Below are 16,062 nucleotides of genomic sequence, written 5' to 3' on the forward strand. Positions count from 1 at the left end.
CCCCCGCACTGCGCGGGGGCGGCCTCTTGCTGTGCGTACGCGGGGGTACTACTCGCCCTTCGCGGCCTTCTTCTCCTCGGCGTCCTCGATGACCGCCTCCGCCACCTGCTGCATGGACAGACGGCGGTCCATCGACGTCTTCTGGATCCAGCGGAACGCGGCCGGCTCCGACAGCCCGTACTGCGTCTGCAGCACCGACTTCGCCCGGTCCACCAGCTTGCGCGTCTCCAGCCGCTGCGTGAGGTCCGCGACCTCGTTCTCCAGCGCCTTCAGCTCCGTGAACCGCGAGACCGCCATCTCGATGGCCGGTACGACGTCGCTCTTGCTGAAGGGCTTCACGAGGTACGCCATCGCACCGGCGTCCCGCGCCCGCTCCACCAAATCGCGCTGCGAGAACGCGGTCAGCATGAGCACGGGGGCGATGGACTCCTCGGTGATCTTCTCCGCGGCGGAGATCCCGTCCAGCACGGGCATCTTCACGTCGAGGATCACGAGGTCGGGCCGGTGCTCACGGGCGAGCTCGATCGCCTGCTGCCCGTCACCGGCCTCGCCCACGACGGCGTAGCCCTCTTCCTCGAGCATTTCTTTGAGGTCGAGGCGGATGAGGGCTTCGTCCTCGGCGATGACGACACGGGTCGTCAGCGGCGGGACGTGCGACTTGTTGTCGTCGTCGGCGACGGGCTGGGGCGACTCGGGGGTGGTCACGGGGCTCCTCGTTCCACGGCAGGTACAGCTCCCCAAGAGCCTACCTAGCTGCGGTATGGTGGACGCGCAGTGGGTCGAGATCAACCTTCGATTCACCCAGCCCCGGTAGTCCAATTGGTCAGAGACAATGGATTCAAAACCCATCCAGTGTCGGTTCGAGTCCGACTCGGGGCACTTTTCCTTGGATCCGAAGGCCGCACGCGAATGATCGAAGTTCACGTGAAGGCATGAATGTGCAGTCGCTCCGGCGCCGGCCTCCCGAACTCGCGCGAGGCTGGTCCGTATGTACGACCTCCCGACGCGCGAGCGGGCTCTGGCACTCGTCGCCCAGGGCCACAGCCTGAACCACGTCAGCCGGCAAACCGGCATATCCCGGTCCGCGATCCGTGGATGGCAGACCCGGACCGAACCGTCGGTGCGCATGCTCGGACAGTCCACACCGTGTCCCCGATGCCGGCCTGTACCGGGACCGCCTCCCGACCCAGCCGCGTACAGCTACCTACTGGGGCTGTACCTCGGTGACGGCTGCGTCAGCCCGCACCGGGGCAGGGGTTACTACTTGCGCATCGCCTGCGCCGATTCCTGGCCCGGACTCATCGATCTGTGCCGCACCGCCGTCACAGCCGTCCGCCCCGGAGGCTCTGTCTGCGTTCTCCGGCGCAAGGGCTGCGTAGCGGTAACCAGCTACAGCCGTCATTGGCCCTGCCTCTTCCCCCAACACGGCCCTGGCACGAAGCACTCACGCACCATCGCGCTCGAGCCCTGGCAGCAGTCCGTCGTCGACACCCACCCCTGGGAGTTCGTCCGAGGACTGATCCACTCCGACGGCTGCCGGAACATGAACTGGACCACGCGCACGGTGCGAGGCGAGTCGAAGCGGTACGAATATCCGCGCTACTGGTTCACCAATGTCTCGGACGACATCCGGCGGCTGTACACCGACACCCTCGACCGCCTCGGCGTCGAGTGGAAGCCATGCACGCGCCACGGGAGGCCCTACAACATCTCCGTCGCCAAACGGGCTTCCGTCGCGCTGATGGACGCGCACGTAGGGCCCAAGTACTGACGCCCGCCCGGGCGGGCCCCCGGGGTGTGGGGGCCCTCGTGGCCGTGCCGCGTGGTGTGCGGGGTGCGGGTGCGGAGCGGGCCCGGGGTGGCCGGGCCGGGTGGGCGGATGTCAGCCGGCAATGGCCGGGTCGGCGGCGGTGTCGTCCTCGCCGATGTGGTGGACGCGGACGAGGTTGGTGGAGCCCGCGATGCCGGGCGGGGAGCCGGCCGTGATGATGACGACGTCGCCCTTCTGGCAGCGGCCGATGCGCAGGAGGTGTTCGTCGACCTGGGCGACCATGGCGTCGGTGGAGTCGACGTGGGGGCCGAGGAAGGTTTCGACGCCCCAGGTGAGGTTGAGCTGGGAGCGGGTGGCGGGGTCGGGCGTGAAGGCGAGCAGCGGGATGGGTGAGCGGTAGCGGGACAGGCGCTTGACGGTGTCGCCGGACTGGGTGAAGGCGACGAGGAACTTGGCGCCGAGGAAGTCGCCGATGTCGGCGGCGGCGCGGGCGACGGATCCGGCCTGGGTGCGGGGCTTGTTGCGTTCGGTGAGCGGCGGGAGTCCCTTGGCGAGGATGTCCTCCTCCGCGGCTTCGACGATGCGGCCCATGGTTTTGACGGTCTCGATGGGGTATTTGCCGACGCTGGTTTCGCCGGAGAGCATGACGGCGTCGGTGCCGTCGATGACGGCGTTGGCGACGTCGGAGGCTTCGGCGCGGGTGGGCCGGGAGTTCTCGATCATCGAGTCGAGCATTTGGGTGGCGACGATGACCGGTTTGGCGTTGCGCTTGGCGAGTTTGATGGCTCGCTTCTGAACAATCGGCACTTGTTCGAGTGGCATTTCGACGCCGAGGTCGCCGCGGGCGACCATGATGCCGTCGAAGGCGGCGACGATGTCGTCGATGTTGTCGACGGCCTGCGGCTTTTCGATCTTCGCGATGACGGGGAGGTGGCGGCCTTCTTCCTTCATGACGCGGTGGACGTCGTCGATGTCGCGTCCGCTGCGTACGAAGGAGAGGGCGATGATGTCGGCTCCGGTGCGCAGGGCCCAGCGGAGGTCGTCGATGTCCTTTTCGGAGAGGGCGGGGACGGAGACGGCGACGCCGGGGAGGTTGAGGCCCTTGTGGTCGGAGACCATGCCTCCTTCGATGACGAGGGTGCGGACGCGGGGTCCGTCGACGCCGGTGACTTCGAGGGTGACTTTGCCGTCGTCGACGAGGATGCGTTCGCCCGTGGTGACGTCGGAGGCGAGTCCTCGGTAGGTGGTGCCGCAAGTGTGGCGGTCGCCTTCGACGGGGTCGACGGTGATGGTGAACTCGTCGCCCCGTTCAAGGAGTACGGGGCCTTCGCGGAAGCGTCCGAGGCGGATCTTCGGGCCTTGAAGGTCGGCGAGTACGCCGACGCTGCGGCCGGTTTCGTCGGAGGCTTTGCGAACGCGCTGGTAGCGCTCTTCGTGTTCGGCGTAGGAGCCGTGGCTGAGGTTGAAGCGGGCGATGTCCATTCCGGCTTCGACCAGTGCCTTGATCTGGTCGTATGTGTCGGTGGCGGGGCCCAGGGTACAAACGATTTTTGCTCGGCGCATAGGTCGAGCCTAGGGCTTACCAGTCAGTAGACAATTGGCTGCGCATGACTGTCCAATAACCTTTGCATGAAAGGTTATTGACAAGTGTTGAATTGTGCGTGGGGTCGCTCTGATGAGCATTCAGAGTGCGGGCGGTGTCATGACGAAGCGTGCGTTCACGAGGGCGTGGAGGGTCTGGCGCTGGGGTTCGAGATCGAGGGCGGGGGCGTCCTCGGCCATTTCCGCGGTCATGCCCCTGCGTGCGAAGCCGCCGGCGTAGGCGACGGGCACGGGGTGGGCGTCCTCCGCTCCGGGGTCGGACAGTTCGACGAGTGCGGTGAGGTCGGCGCCGAGGGCGCGGGCGTATTCGCGGGCGCGCTTGACGGCTTCCCGTACGGCTTGCGCGCGTACTTCGCCGTAGGCGGGCGAGTCGGGCCGCATGGCCCACCAGGGACCGTCGACGCGGGTGAGTTCGAGGTCGGCGAGGCGGGTGGTGAGTTCACCCAGAGCGGTGAAGTCCGTCAGTACGGCGGTGATGTGGACGCGCCCGTGGTAGGCGCGGACACGTTCGGCGCGGCCGTGCCGGGTGAGTTCGGGGCTGATGGAGAAGGAGCCGGTCTCCACCTTCTCGACGGCTTCGCCGTAGCTCTTGACGAGGTCGAGGGCGAGGCCGTTGCGCCGGGTGAGGTCTTCGAGTGCGGTGCGGCGGTCCGTACCGCGTGCGCTGACCGTGATGCCGATCCGGGCGGTCTCGGGGTCGAATTCGAGGTGGGCCTCGCCCTGGACGGCGAGCCGGGGGGCGGCCGGGGTGCCGTACGGGGCGGGGGCCGCGTCCTGGGTGGGGCGGCGGGCTTCGGGGTGCGTCGGTTCGTGGGTCACGCTCTCCACTGTCGCACCCGGGTGTGACAGCGGGCGGTCACCAGATCGAAACCCGCAAGGGGTGTTGCGGGTGTGGCTCGTTGAGCCAGAATCTACGCGCGTCACGTTGTGCGACAGAAGTGACGGAAGCCCGGAAGCCCGGACGCCCGGACGCCCGGACGCCCGGACGCCCGGAAGCATGGAACGAGGAGACAACAGAATGCCGCTGAACCGTAGGACCTTCCTGGGCCGCTCGGCCGCCGCGGGCGCCGGTGTGGCCGTGGCCGGCGGGGCCGTGGCGACGCCCGCCGCGGCGCACGGCCACGGACGTCCGCCGAAGCGCTACTCCTTCACCGTCATGGGCACGACGGACCTGCACGGCAACGTCTTCAACTGGGACTACTTCACGGACAAGGAGTTCGACGACAAGGCGCACAACGACGTGGGCCTGGCGAAGATCTCCACCCTGGTGAACCAGGTCCGCGCGGAGAAGGGCCGCCGCAACACCCTGCTCATCGACGCGGGCGACACCATCCAGGGCACGCAGCTCTCGTACTACTACGCCAAGGTCGACCCGATCACCGCGAAGCACGGCCCGGTGCACCCGATGGCGCAGTCGATGAACGCGATCGGGTACGACGCGGCCGCTCTCGGGAACCACGAGTTCAACTACGGGATACCGGTGCTGCGGAAGTTCGAGGAGCAGTGCGACTTCCCGCTCCTGGGCGCGAACGCGCTGGACGCGAAGACGCTGCGCCCGGCGTTCCCCCCGTACTTCATGAAGAGGCTCCGTACGCCGCACGGCCGTGACGTGCGGGTGGCGGTGCTCGGTCTGACGAACCCGGGCATCGCGATCTGGGACAAGCAGAACGTGCAGGGGAAGATGACGTTCCCGGGTCTGGAGGAGCAGGCGGCGAAGTGGGTGCCGAAGCTGCGTTCCATGGGTGCGGACGTCGTCATCGTCTCGGCGCACTCCGGGTCGAGCGGCACGTCGTCGTACGGTGACCAGCTTCCGTACGTGGAGAACGCTGCGGGTCTGGTCGCCGAGCAGGTCCCGGGCATCGACGCGATCCTGGTGGGGCACGCGCACACGGAGATCGCGGAGTACTTCGTGGAGAACAAGGAGACGGGACAGAAGGTCGTCCTGTCGGAGCCCCTCAAGTGGGGTCAGCGGCTGACGCTCTTCGATTTCGACCTGGTGTGGTCGAAGGGCCGCTGGACGGTCGAGAAGGTCGGCGCGAAGGTCCTCAACTCGAACACGGTCGCCGAGGACCCGGAGATCACGAAGCTGCTCGGCGACGAGCACGAGAAGGTCGTGGCGTACGTCAACCAGGTCATCGGCACGTCGAGGGCGGCGATGACGACGGCCGAGGCGGCGTGGAAGGACGAGCCGCTGATCGACCTGATCAACCATGTGCAGACGGAGACGGTACGGGCGGCGCTGGCCGGCGGCGCGTACGCGGGTCTGCCGGTGCTGTCGCAGGCGTCGTGCTTCTCGCGGACGGCGGCCGTTCCCGCCGGTGAGGTGACGATCCGGGACGCGGCGGGTCTGTACCCGTTCGAGAACACGCTGGAGGCGCGGCTGATCACGGGTGCGCAGCTGAAGGAGTACCTGGAGTACTCGGCGCGGTACTACGTGCGGACGGCGGCGGGGGCCGCGGTGGACACGTCGAAGCTGACGAACGCGGGGGGCGTCCCGGACTACAACTACGACGTGGTGTCGGGCGTGACGTACGAGGTCGACATCGCGCAGCCGGCCGGCTCGCGGATCGTGAACCTGGCGTTCGAGGGCGTCCCGGTGGATGCGGCGGCCAGGTTCGTGCTGGCGGTGAACAACTACCGGGCGAGCGGCGGCGGGGCGTTCCCGCACATCGCGGGCGCGCAGCAGTTGTGGGCGAATTCGGAGGAGATCCGGAACACGATCATCACGTGGGTCAAGGCGAAGGGCACCCTCGACCCGGCGGAGTTCGCGCGGGTGGGGTGGCGGCTGACGCGGGACGGTGTGCCGGTGTTCTAGGCGGTGGCGGTAGGGGATCTCCGGGGTCGCGGCCCTGCCGTTGAGCGGGCTGCCGGCCCGGGAGGTGCCGACCGCCTCCTCCTTCCTGGAGGCGGAGGAGCGGTCCCCGGGTTCCTCGGTCCCCCGGGCTGACGGCGGGCCCGGTTCCTGCCGGCGCTGGACCGCGTCGGGACGCGGGGCCGCGGACCCGGCGCCGGCTCGGGGGACGGTCTTCAGCGCCCTTGTACCAGCGGGGTGAGGGCCGGTTGCCGGGCGGGGGTGCGGGGTGCTTCGCGGCGTTCCAGGCCGAAGCTGGTGAAGGCCGTGCGGCCGGGGAGCGGGTAGGGCTCCTTGCCCGTGAGGGAGTTGAGGATGGTCGCGCTGCGCCAGGCGGCGAGGCCGAGGTCGGGTGCGCCGACGCCGTGGGTGTGCCGTTCGGCGTTCTGTACGTACACGGAGCCGGTCACGGCGGGGTCGAGGACGATGCGGAACTGGTCGTCGATGCGGGGCCGCTCGGCCGCGTCCCGGCGGATGTAGGCGTCGAGTCCGGCGAGGAGCCGGCCCAGGGGGCGTTCGCGGTAGCCGGTGGCGAGGACGACGGCGTCGGTGGTGAGCCGGGAGCGGGTGCCCTGCTGGAGGTGTTCCAGGTGCAGTTCGACCTTGGTGGTGCCGACGCGTCCCGCGGTGCGTACGGAGACTCCCGGGGTGAGGACCGCGTCGGGCCAGCCACCGTGCAGGGTGCGCTGGTACAGCTCGTCGTGGATGGCGGCGATGGTGTCGGCGTCGATGCCCTTGTGGAGCTGCCACTGGCGGGGGCCGAGGTCGTCGCGTACGGACTCGGGCAGGGCGTGGAAGTACCGGCTGTAGTCGGGGGTGAAGTGTTCCAGGCCGAGCTTGGAGTACTCCATGGGGGCGAACGCCTCGGTCCTGGCCAGCCAGGTGATCTTCTCGCGGCCGGCGGGGCGGGCGCGCAGCAGGTCGAGGAAGACCTCCGCGCCGGACTGTCCCGAGCCGATGACGGTGATGTGCTCGGCGGCGAGGAGCCGCTGGCGGTGTTCGAGGTACGCGGACGAGTGGATGACGGGGACGGCGGGTGCTTCGGCGAGTGGTTTGAGGGGCTCGGGGATGTGGGGCTGGGTGCCGACGCCGACGGCGACGTTGCGGGTGTAGGCCCGGCCGAGGGCTTCGGCCTCGCCGTCGGCGTCGAGCTGGGTGAAGTCGACTTCGAAGGCGTCGCGTTCGGCGTTCCAGCGGACGGCGTCGACCTGGTGGCCGAAGTGGAGTCCGGGGAGGTTCTTGCTGACCCAGCGGCAGTAGGCGTCGTATTCGGCGCGGTGGATGTGGAACCGCTCGGCGAAGTAGAAGGGGAAGAGCCGTTCGCGGGTGCGCAGGTAGTTGAGGAAGGACCAGGGGCTCGCGGGGTCGGCGAGGGTGACGAGGTCGGCGAGGAAGGGGACCTGGAGGGTGGCGCCCTCGATGAGGAGGCCGGGGTGCCAGTCGAAGGCGGGGCGCTGGTCGTAGAAGGCGGTGGTGAGGCCGCCGTGCACGCCGTCGGCGAGTGCGGCGAGGGACAGGTTGAAGGGGCCGATGCCGATGCCGACCAGGTCGTGGGGCTGTTCGGGTTCGTGGGGCTGGGGGGCGGCGGTCATCGGTGGGAGCTGCCTTCCGGGAGTGACGTGGGTGCGGGGAGCGGGAGCAGGGAGAGGAGTGCTTCCAGGTCTCGGGGGGTGGTGTGGGGGTTGAGGACGGTGGCTTTGAGCCAGAGGCGTCCGTCGGCGCGGGCGCGGCCGAGTACGGCGCGGCCCTGTGCGAGGAGGGTGCGGCGGACGGCCGCGACGTCGTCGTCCGTGGCGCCGGTGGGGCGGAAGAGGACGGTGCTGATGGTGGGCCGGTCGTGGAGTTCGAGGCCCGGGGTGTCCTCGACGAGGTCGGCGAGGTGCTGGGCGGCGGCGCAGGTGCGGTCGACGAGGTCGGCGAGTCCCCTCCGGCCGAGGGCGCGGAGTGTGACGGCGGTCTTGAGGATGTCGGGGCGCCGGGTCGTGCGCAGGGAGCGGCCGAGGAGGTCGGGGAGGCCGGCTTCGGTGTCGTCGTCGGCGTTGAGGTAGTCGGCCTGGTGGCCGAGGGGGGCGAGGCGGGCGGTGTCGGGGACGGCGAGGAGTCCTGCGGCGACGGGCTGCCAGCCGAGTTTGTGCAGGTCGAGGGTGACGCTGTGGGCGCGGTCGAGGCCGTGGAGGAGGGCTCGGCGAGCGTCGCTGAAGAGCAGGGGGCCGCCGTACGACGCGTCGATGTGCAGTTCGGCGTGGTGGCGTGCGCAGAGGTCGGCGACGGCGGGGAGGGGGTCGACGCGGCCGGTGTCGGTGGTGCCGGCGGTGGCGGCGACGAGGAGCGGGCGGGGCAGGCGTGCGAGGGCCGCGTCGAGGGCCGCGAGGTCGAGGACGCCTTCGGGGGCGGGGATGACGACCGGTTCGGGGAGGCCGAGGAGCCAGGCGGCGCGGGGCAGGGAGTGGTGGGCGTTGGCGCCGTGGACGAGTCGTACGGGGCCGTGGCGCTCGCGGGCGAGGAGGAGGGCGAGCTGGTTGGACTCCGTGCCGCCGGTGGTGACGAGGGCGTCGGGGGCGGGCGCGTGGGGGTAGACCTCGGCGGCGAGGGTGCGGGTGACCTGTGCTTCCAGGGCGGAGGCGGCGGGGGCCTGGTCCCAGGAGTCCATGGAGGGGTTGAGCGCGGACGCGGCGAGGTCGGCGGCGACGGCGACGGCGAGCGGCGGGGTGTGGAGGTGCGCGGCGCACAGCGGGTCGGCGGGGTCGGCCGCGCCCTGGGCGAGTGCCCGTACGAGCGTACGGAGGGCTTCCTCGGCCCCGGTGCCGGTGTCGGGCAGTACGGGCAGGGTGGTGTCCCGCAGGCGTGCGGTGACGGCGTCGGGTCCGCCGGCCGGCAGGGGGCCGCCGCGGGTGAGGGCTCCGTCGCGGAGGGCGTCGAGGACGGCGGAGAGCAGGGGCCGCAGGGCATCGGGTCCGCCCGCGCCGCCGGCGAGGGGCGGGAGGGGGGTGCCGGGGGGCGGCGTACTCATGCTGGGTCCTTCGGTGTGCTTCGGCTGGCACACCAGCGTGTACAGGCATGACCCGGTGCGTCCGGACTGCTCAACGATCGCAACCCGAAAGTGGTATTGCCGGGCGGGTGGGCAGAGTTGGTTTCGGTGGGGGTGATATGGGGGTGCCGCGCAGTGGGTGGCCGCGTGGCCGGGGTGGTGGCCTGGCGCGGGCAGGGGGTGGCCGCGTGGCGGAGGCGGTGGCCTGGCGTGGGCAGTGGGTGGCCGCGTGGCCGAGGCAGTGGCCTGACGCGGGCAGTGGGTGGCCGCGTGGCCGAGGCGGTGGCCTGACGCGGGCGGTGGGTGGCCGCCCGTGCCGGAGCGCGGTGGGTGGCCGCCCGTGCCGGGGCGGGTGGTCGGCCGAACGGTGGCCGTGGGCGCGGGGCCGGAAAGGGGCAGCCGCCGGGCCGGGATCGGGCGAGTGGCGGTGGGCGCGCGGCGGGGCGGGCCGCCGCTGGGCGGAGCGAGACGCCGGACGCTGTCACGGCGGCTCCGGGGCCGCGCCGGGCGCGGGCGGTGGCGACGGCGTGGTCGTCGCCCGGCCCGGCGACGCAGCCGCCGACCGGGGCTACCGGCCGGGGCTGCTGACCGGTGCGGGCGGGTGGTGCGGGCAGCCGGCCTCACCACGGCCGCTGCCCGTGGTGAGGGCGGCGGCCGTGGCGCGGGGCCGGGTCAGGCGTCGCGGACCGTGATGGCTCGGCGGAGGTCGTCGAGCTGGTCGGTCAGTTTGCGGTGCAGGGACGGGATCGTCCGCGTGTCGCGCAGGAACTCCTCGCCGAGGTGCAGCGACTCCTTGTCGACGGCGAACTGGGGGAAGGCGTAGCGTCCCGCGGCTTCGGCGATGGCGGGGCCGCGGCGGTCCGCGACGGCCTTCGCGTCGCGGTAGTAGCGCGGGACGTAGTCGCGTACGAGCGCGTCCTGTTCGGGCTGCCAGAAGCCCTGGGCGGTCGCGGAGAACAGGTAGTTGGAGAGGGTGTCGTTCTCGAACATGCCGGCCCAGGCGGCGGCCTTGGCCTCGGGCGTGGGGAGGGCGGCCCGGCAGCGCGCGGCTCCCTCCTGGCCGGTGGCGCTGGGGTCGCGGGCGAGTTCGGCGGCGATGGCGGCCTCGTCGGTGGCGCCGAGTACGGCGAGGCGGCGCAGGATGCGCCAGCGCAGTTCGGGGTCGAGTTCGGGGCCGCCGGGGACGCCGCCGGTGTGGAACCAGTCCTGGATGCCGTCGGGCTGGGTGGCGGCGTCGATGAAGTGGCGTACGGCGGTGAGGCGCAGGCCGGCGCCGTCGCCGTCCTCGGTACGGCGGATGAGGTCGCGGCAGATGCCGGTGAGGGTGGCGAGGGCGGCGGGGCGTTCGGCCGCCGGGAGGTAGCGGTCGGCGATCTGCCCGTGGGCGAAGGCGAGCACGCCCTGGACGACGGCGAGGTCGCTCTCGTACGGGAGGTGGGCGCCGGCGGTCTCCAGGTACATGACGGGTGCGAGTTCGCCGTCGCGGACCATGTCGCGCAGGGTGTTCCACAGGACGGCGCGGGTGAGGGCGTCGGGGACGGCGGACAGGTTGCGCAGCGCGACTTCGAGGGACGCCTCGTCGAGGCGGATCTTGGCGTAGGTCTGGTCGCCGTCGTTGAGGACGAGGAGCGCGGGGCGGCGGCCGGGGCGTACCGCTGCGGAATCGCCCTGCGGTACGTCGACTTCGAACCGTTCGCGCAGGACGAGGCTCCGGCCGTCGAGGGGGTCGCGGTCGTACGCGCCGACGGGGAGGCGGTGCGGGCGGCTGCCCTTCTGGTCGACGGTGAGGTGCCACATGCCTTCCGCCTCGCCGGGCGCGGCGGCGAGCGTGTCGACTCCGGTCGTGCGCAGCCACTGCTCGGCCCAGGCGTGGACGTCGCGGTCGGTGGCGGAGGCGAGGTTGTCGATGAAGTCGGCGAGGGTGGCGTTGGCGAACTTGTGGCGGGCGAAGTGCGTGTTGATGCCGGCCAGGAAATCCTTCTCGCCGAGCCAGGCGACGAGCTGGCGCAGGGCGGACGCGCCCTTGGCGTAGGAGATGCCGTCGAAGTTGAGCAGGGCGGAGGCGGTGTCGGGGACGGCGTCGGGGTCGGGGGCGACGGGGTGGGTGCTGGGGCGCTGGTCGGCGTCGTAGCCCCAGCCCTTGCGGGCGACGGCGAAGTCGGTCCAGGTGTCGGTGAAGCGGGTGGCTTCGGTGAGGGTCTGGTAGCCCATGTACTCGGCGAAGGACTCGTTGAGCCAGATGTCGTCCCACCACTGAAGGGTGACGAGGTCGCCGAACCACATGTGCGCCATTTCGTGGGCGATGACCATGGCGCGGGTCTGGCGTTCGGTGTCGGTGACGGCGGAGCGGTAGACGAACTCGTCGCGGAAGGTGACGAGGCCGGGGTTCTCCATCGCGCCGGCGTTGAACTCGGGGACGAACGCCTGGTCGTACGAGTCGAAGGGGTAGGGCTCCTCGAACTTCTCGTGGTACCGGTCGAAGCAGGCGCGGGTGACGTCGAGGATCTCCTCGGCGTCGGCGTTCAGGTACGGCGCCAGGGAGCGCCGGCAGTGGATGCCGAAGGGCAGGCCGGCGTGTTCGGTGCGTACGGAGTGCCAGGGGCCAGCGGCGACGGCGACGAGGTAGGTGGAGATGCGGGGGGTGGGGGCGATGGTCCAGCGGCCGGCGCCCCGGTGCTCCGCGACGCCGTTGCCGAGGACGGTCCAGCCTTCGGGGGCGGTGACGGTGAGATCGAAGACGGCCTTGAGGTCGGGCTGGTCGAAGGCCGCGAAGACGCGCTGGTCGTCTTCGAGGAAGAGCTGGGTGTAGACGTACGTCTCACCGTCCGTGGGGTCGGTGAAGCGGTGCATGCCTTCGCCGGTGCGGGAGTAGCGCATGTCGGCCTCGACGCGCAGCTCGTGCTCGCCGGCGGTGAGGCCGGTGAGGGGCAGGCGGTTGCCGTCGAGCGTTTCGGGGTCGAGGGGCTGTCCGTCGAGGGTGACGGCGCGCAGGGCGGCGGGCTTGAGCTCGACGAAGGTGTCCCCGGCCGTGCGGGTGGTGAAGTGGATGACGGTGCGGGAGTCGAAGGTCTCTTCGCCACGGGTGAGATCGAGTTCGATCGTGTAACGGTGGACTTCGAGGAGCTGGGCTCGGGTCTGCGCTTCGTCGCGCGTCAGTACGGACATGGGGACATGCTGCCCGATGGTGTGCGGGCGGCACAGCGGATGTCCGTACGTCGGGGTCCGCGGGTGGTGGGGTGCCGGCGGGGGTGGCGGTGGCCGGCCTGGGGCGGCGGGGGCTGTCCTTGACGGCCGGGGGGCCTGGACCGCCGGGAGCTGTCCCGGGCGGCCTGGGCTGTCGTGGGGTGCCGAGAGCTGTCCTCGACGGCCGGGGCCGGCCTGGACCGCCGGAACCTGTGCCGGGCGGCCGGGGGACGGGCTGGACCGCTCTAGGACTTCGCGATCGTCTCGTGGTGGCGGATGACCTCGGCGATGATGAAGTTGAGCAGCTTCTCGGCGAAGGCCGGATCCAGTTTGGCGCTCTCCGCGAGTTCGCGCAGGCGGACGATCTGGCGGGCCTCGCGGGCCGGGTCGGCGGGCGGCAGCTGGTGCTGTGCCTTGAGGTGGCCGACCTGCTGGGTGCACTTGAAGCGCTCGGCGAGCATGTGGACGACGGCGGCGTCGATGTTGTCGATGCTGTCGCGCAGCCGGCTCAGTTCGGCGATGACGGACTCGTCGATCTCGCCGGATTCGCTGGAGGTCATGGTCAGCGAGCTTACGTCGCTCCGGTGGCGATGGTCGGCGGGTGTTCGGGATCTGGGATCCGGTGGCTCCAGCCGCCGTGGACGGTCCGGCCCTGCTGGGCGCGGAAGCGGACGGGGGCCAGGCCGACGCGGCGGGTGAAGAGTCGGGAGAAGTAGGCCGGGTCGTCGTACCCGACGCGGCGGGCAACGGCGGCGACGGGGAGGTCGGTGGCGGCGAGGAGTTCCTTGGCGCGGCCGAGACGGATGCCGAGGAGGTAGTCCTTGGGGCTGCATCCGGCGCTCCGGCGGACGGCGGCGCGCAGCGCGGCGGGGGTCATGCCGTGGCGGCCGGCGTGTTCGGCGACGGTCAGGGGCTGGAACGCGTCGCGGGCGAGGGCCTGGAGCACGGGGTCTCCGTCGACTCCTACGTCGGCGCGGGCGCGGCGCAGGGCGACGAGGAGTTCGTGGACGGCGGCGCCGGTCTCGACTTCGAGGAGCGGGTTCCCCCGGCGCGCGGCGCGGGCGATCCGGCTGACGGCGGCGCGGGCGGCTGCGGCGTCGGTGAGGGGCACGACGGGGCGGTCGGGCTCGATGTAGCCCAGTTCCGTGTACGTGGCGGTGGCGGGGCCTGTGAAGTCGACGAAGCTCTCGTCCCAGCCGGTGGCCCGGTCGGGTCCGTAGTGGTGCGGTATACCTGGTATGAGCCAGATGACCGCGGGGGCGGTGACGGCTACACGCCGCCCTTCGGGGCCGCGGTACCAGCCGCGGCCCGCACTGACGATCACGGCGACGTGGTGGTCCAGGGTACGGGGGCCGACCGTGGGGAGCGCTCCGTGCTGGAGGCCCACTCCGAGGCACACCAGGCCGAGCTTGTGGTGGGTGGGGCTGGGGGTGAAGTAGCGCATCCAGGTGTGATACATCCGCTTTTCCTCCCCGCCCGTTCAGGTGGCGTCGTGTGGTGTCGTGCCGGTCCGTCCGGGCCGGTCGTGTTTCGGGCCGGCTGTGTTGCGGGCCGGTCGTGTTGCGGGCCGGCTGCGTTCGGCCGGCCGTTCCGCCCGAGGTGCCGCTGTGGATCCGTCGGCGTCGCCAAGTCCGGCGGACGTGGTGTCCGGCGGGCCCTGTGCCGGAGGACGCGGTGTCCGGCCGGCGTTGTGTCCAACCAGCGCTGATCTTTGTCCATGGACCGCGCCGCCGCCAGAGGGTGAGGCTGAGAACCGTTGGTGAACGAGAGGCGGGGACCGTGGCTGACTTCACGGTGGGCGGGTCGGACTTCGAGCTGGACGGGCGGCCGGTACGGCTGCTGTCGGGGGCTCTGCACTACTTCCGGGTGCACGAGGGGCAGTGGGGGCACCGGCTCGCGATGCTGCGGGCCATGGGGCTGAACTGCGTGGAGACGTACGTTCCGTGGAACCTGCACGAGCCGGAGCCCGGGCGGCTGCGTGACGCGGGCGCGCTGGGCCGGTTCCTGGACGCCGTCCGGGAGGCGGGGCTGTGGGCGATCGTGCGCCCGGGGCCGTACATCTGCGCCGAGTGGGAGAACGGCGGACTTCCGCACTGGCTGACCGGGGCGCTCGGTACGCGCGTGCGGACGCGGGACGCCGAGTACCTGGGCCATGTGGAGCGGTGGTTCGGGCAGTTGCTGCCCCAGGTGGTGGCCCGGCAGATCGACCGGGACGGCCCGGTGATCATGGTGCAGGTCGAGAACGAGTACGGCAGTTACGGCTCCGACCAGGTCTACCTGCGGCATCTGACGGAGTTCCTGCGGCGCTGCGGGGTCACCGTGCCGCTGTTCACCTCGGACGGCCCCGAGGACCACATGCTGACCGGCGGTTCGGTGCCGGGGGTCCTGGCGACGGCGAACTTCGGTTCGGGCGCGCGCGAGGGCTTCGAGGTGCTGCGGCGGCACCAGCCGTCGGGTCCGCTGATGTGCATGGAGTTCTGGTGCGGCTGGTTCGGTCACTGGGGTGCGGAGCAGGTCGTACGGGATCCCGCGGACGCGGCGGCGGCGCTGCGCGAGATTCTGGAGTGCGGGGCGTCGGTGAACATCTACATGGCGCACGGGGGCACCAACTTCGCGGGGTGGTCGGGGGCGAACCGCGCGGGGCCGTTGCACGACGGGGAGCTCCAGTCGACGGTGACGTCGTACGACTACGACGCGCCGGTCGACGAGTACGGCCGGCCGACGGAGAAGTTCTGGCTGTTCCGGGAGGTGCTGGCGAAGTACCGGGACGGCGGGGAGCCCCTGCCCGACGTGCCGCCGGTGCCCGCCGCGCTGGGTGAGCCGGTGCGGGCGGAGATGGCGGGGTGGGCGCCGCTGGGTGACGTACTGGAGGTGCTCGGCGGACCGGAGACGGAGCGGGCGGTGCCGCCGACGTTCGAGGAGCTGGGCGTGGACCGGGGGCTGGTGCGTTACCGGGTGGACGTGCCGGGGCCGCGCAGCCCGTATCCCCTTGGCGTGCGGGGGCTGCGGGACCGTGCCGTGGTGTACGTCGACGGGGTGCCGGCCGGGGTGCTGGACGGCGGCGCGGGCGACTACGCGGCCCTTGAGGAGCCGGTGGCGGGGCCCGCCGTCGTGGAGCTGTGGGTGGAGTCGCTGGGGCGGGTCAACTACGGGCCCCGGGTGGGGGAGCCGAAGGGCATCACGGGAGGCGTCCTGCACGAGCGGCAGTACGTGCACGGGGTGCGGGCGCGGGGGCTGTCCCTGGACGCGTTCGACGACGCGGAGGCGGTGGGGAAGGTCGCTTGCCGTTCCCCGGAAGCGGGCGCGTCCGGGCTGTTCCGGGGAACGTTCGCGGTGCGGGGCGCGGGCGACGCCTCGGTACGGCTGCCGGGCTGGGAGCGCGGCTTCGTGTGGGTGAACGGCTTCTGTCTCGGCCGGTACTGGGCGGCCGGCCCGCAGGAGTCCCTGTACGTTCCCGGGACCGTGCTGCGGGAGGGCGCGAACGAGGTGTGGGTGCTGGAACTGGAACGCGCCGGGGAGGGCTGCGTGGAGTTCGGCCGGCCGGGGTGAGTACGGTGCTGCGGTGGGTTGGGTTCGGGCGGCCGGAGTGAACGCGGTGCGCTGCGGTGGGAACCGGCTGATCGCAGG

11 protein-coding genes and 1 tRNA gene are annotated in these 16,062 nt (G+C 71.5%); 4 read left to right on the forward strand and 8 right to left on the reverse strand.

What is annotated here, in order from left to right; translation table 11 throughout:
- Positions 1–48: 48 nt before the first annotated feature.
- Positions 49–705: an ANTAR domain-containing response regulator gene (locus tag ACWGH0_RS30410; RefSeq protein WP_355258580.1), complete on the reverse strand. Its 657-nt coding sequence runs from the start codon at positions 703–705 to the stop codon at positions 49–51.
- Positions 706–804: 99 nt separating this feature from the next.
- On the opposite strand from ACWGH0_RS30410, the gene ACWGH0_RS30415 reads away from it, so the two are divergent.
- A tRNA-Leu gene (locus ACWGH0_RS30415) sits at positions 805–879 on the forward strand.
- 109 nt (positions 880–988) lie between these two features.
- Positions 989–1,771: a transcriptional regulator gene (locus ACWGH0_RS30420; RefSeq protein ID WP_453407483.1), complete on the forward strand. Its 783-nt coding sequence runs from the start codon at positions 989–991 to the stop codon at positions 1,769–1,771.
- Positions 1,772–1,882: 111 nt separating this feature from the next.
- Here ACWGH0_RS30420 and pyk read toward each other — a convergent pair whose 3' ends face one another.
- Both pyk and ACWGH0_RS30430 read right to left on the reverse strand, forming a co-directional pair.
- Complete coding sequence (gene pyk, locus ACWGH0_RS30425; protein ID WP_453407484.1) at positions 1,883–3,334, reverse strand: pyruvate kinase; 1,452 nt, start codon at positions 3,332–3,334, stop codon at positions 1,883–1,885.
- 120 nt (positions 3,335–3,454) lie between these two features.
- Positions 3,455–4,192 (reverse strand): SIMPL domain-containing protein, encoded by a 738-nt coding sequence (locus ACWGH0_RS30430; RefSeq protein ID WP_453407485.1) that lies wholly within the window; start codon positions 4,190–4,192, stop codon positions 3,455–3,457.
- Positions 4,193–4,391: 199 nt separating this feature from the next.
- Here ACWGH0_RS30430 and ACWGH0_RS30435 point away from each other — a divergent pair, with 199 nt between their 5' ends.
- The gene (locus tag ACWGH0_RS30435; RefSeq protein WP_453407486.1) at positions 4,392–6,188 is read left to right on the forward strand and encodes a bifunctional metallophosphatase/5'-nucleotidase; all 1,797 of its coding nucleotides are present in this window, start codon (positions 4,392–4,394) and stop codon (positions 6,186–6,188) included.
- Positions 6,189–6,400: 212 nt separating this feature from the next.
- On the opposite strand, the gene ACWGH0_RS30440 is transcribed toward ACWGH0_RS30435, so the two are convergent.
- From ACWGH0_RS30440 to ACWGH0_RS30460, 5 genes are all read right to left on the reverse strand, one after another.
- The gene (locus ACWGH0_RS30440) at positions 6,401–7,816 is read right to left on the reverse strand and encodes a lysine N(6)-hydroxylase/L-ornithine N(5)-oxygenase family protein (protein ID WP_453407487.1); all 1,416 of its coding nucleotides are present in this window, start codon (positions 7,814–7,816) and stop codon (positions 6,401–6,403) included.
- A complete protein-coding gene (locus ACWGH0_RS30445; RefSeq protein ID WP_453407488.1) occupies positions 7,813–9,234 on the reverse strand; it encodes a pyridoxal phosphate-dependent decarboxylase family protein in 1,422 nt (473 codons plus the stop codon). Before ACWGH0_RS30445 ends, ACWGH0_RS30440 begins: the two co-directional genes overlap by 4 nt.
- A 690-nt stretch (positions 9,235–9,924) precedes the next feature.
- A complete protein-coding gene (gene pepN / locus ACWGH0_RS30450; RefSeq protein WP_453407489.1) occupies positions 9,925–12,417 on the reverse strand; it encodes an aminopeptidase N in 2,493 nt (830 codons plus the stop codon).
- A gap of 263 nt (positions 12,418–12,680) precedes the next feature.
- Positions 12,681–12,995 carry a chorismate mutase gene (locus ACWGH0_RS30455; RefSeq protein WP_453407490.1) on the reverse strand — a complete coding sequence of 105 codons (315 nt, stop codon included), beginning with the start codon at positions 12,993–12,995 and terminating at the stop codon, positions 12,681–12,683.
- Between the two features lie 11 nt (positions 12,996–13,006).
- On the reverse strand, positions 13,007–13,894 hold the full coding sequence (locus ACWGH0_RS30460; protein ID WP_453407491.1) for a helix-turn-helix domain-containing protein: 888 nt from the start codon (positions 13,892–13,894) through the stop codon (positions 13,007–13,009).
- A 320-nt stretch (positions 13,895–14,214) separates the two neighbouring features.
- Here ACWGH0_RS30460 and ACWGH0_RS30465 point away from each other — a divergent pair, with 320 nt between their 5' ends.
- Positions 14,215–15,984, forward strand: coding sequence for a glycoside hydrolase family 35 protein (locus ACWGH0_RS30465; protein WP_453407492.1), 1,770 nt, complete (start codon positions 14,215–14,217; stop codon positions 15,982–15,984).
- Positions 15,985–16,062 lie beyond the last annotated feature (78 nt).

This window comes from Streptomyces sp. NPDC054887 (assembly GCF_053610585.1).

Excerpts from the sequence above, each read along its gene's own strand:
- ACWGH0_RS30445 (WP_453407488.1), bottom strand. The coding sequence starts at position 9,234 with ATGAGTACGCCGCCCCCCGGCACCCCCCTCCCGCCCCTCGCCGGCGGC.
- pyk (WP_453407484.1), bottom strand. The coding sequence starts at position 3,334 with ATGCGCCGAGCAAAAATCGTTTGTACCCTGGGCCCCGCCACCGACACA.
- ACWGH0_RS30420 (WP_453407483.1), top strand. The coding sequence starts at position 989 with ATGTACGACCTCCCGACGCGCGAGCGGGCTCTGGCACTCGTCGCCCAG.
- ACWGH0_RS30460 (WP_453407491.1), bottom strand. The coding sequence starts at position 13,894 with ATGTATCACACCTGGATGCGCTACTTCACCCCCAGCCCCACCCACCAC.
- ACWGH0_RS30435 (WP_453407486.1), top strand. The coding sequence starts at position 4,392 with ATGCCGCTGAACCGTAGGACCTTCCTGGGCCGCTCGGCCGCCGCGGGC.
- ACWGH0_RS30455 (WP_453407490.1), bottom strand. The coding sequence starts at position 12,995 with ATGACCTCCAGCGAATCCGGCGAGATCGACGAGTCCGTCATCGCCGAA.
- pepN (WP_453407489.1), bottom strand. The coding sequence starts at position 12,417 with ATGTCCGTACTGACGCGCGACGAAGCGCAGACCCGAGCCCAGCTCCTC.
- ACWGH0_RS30440 (WP_453407487.1), bottom strand. The coding sequence starts at position 7,816 with ATGACCGCCGCCCCCCAGCCCCACGAACCCGAACAGCCCCACGACCTG.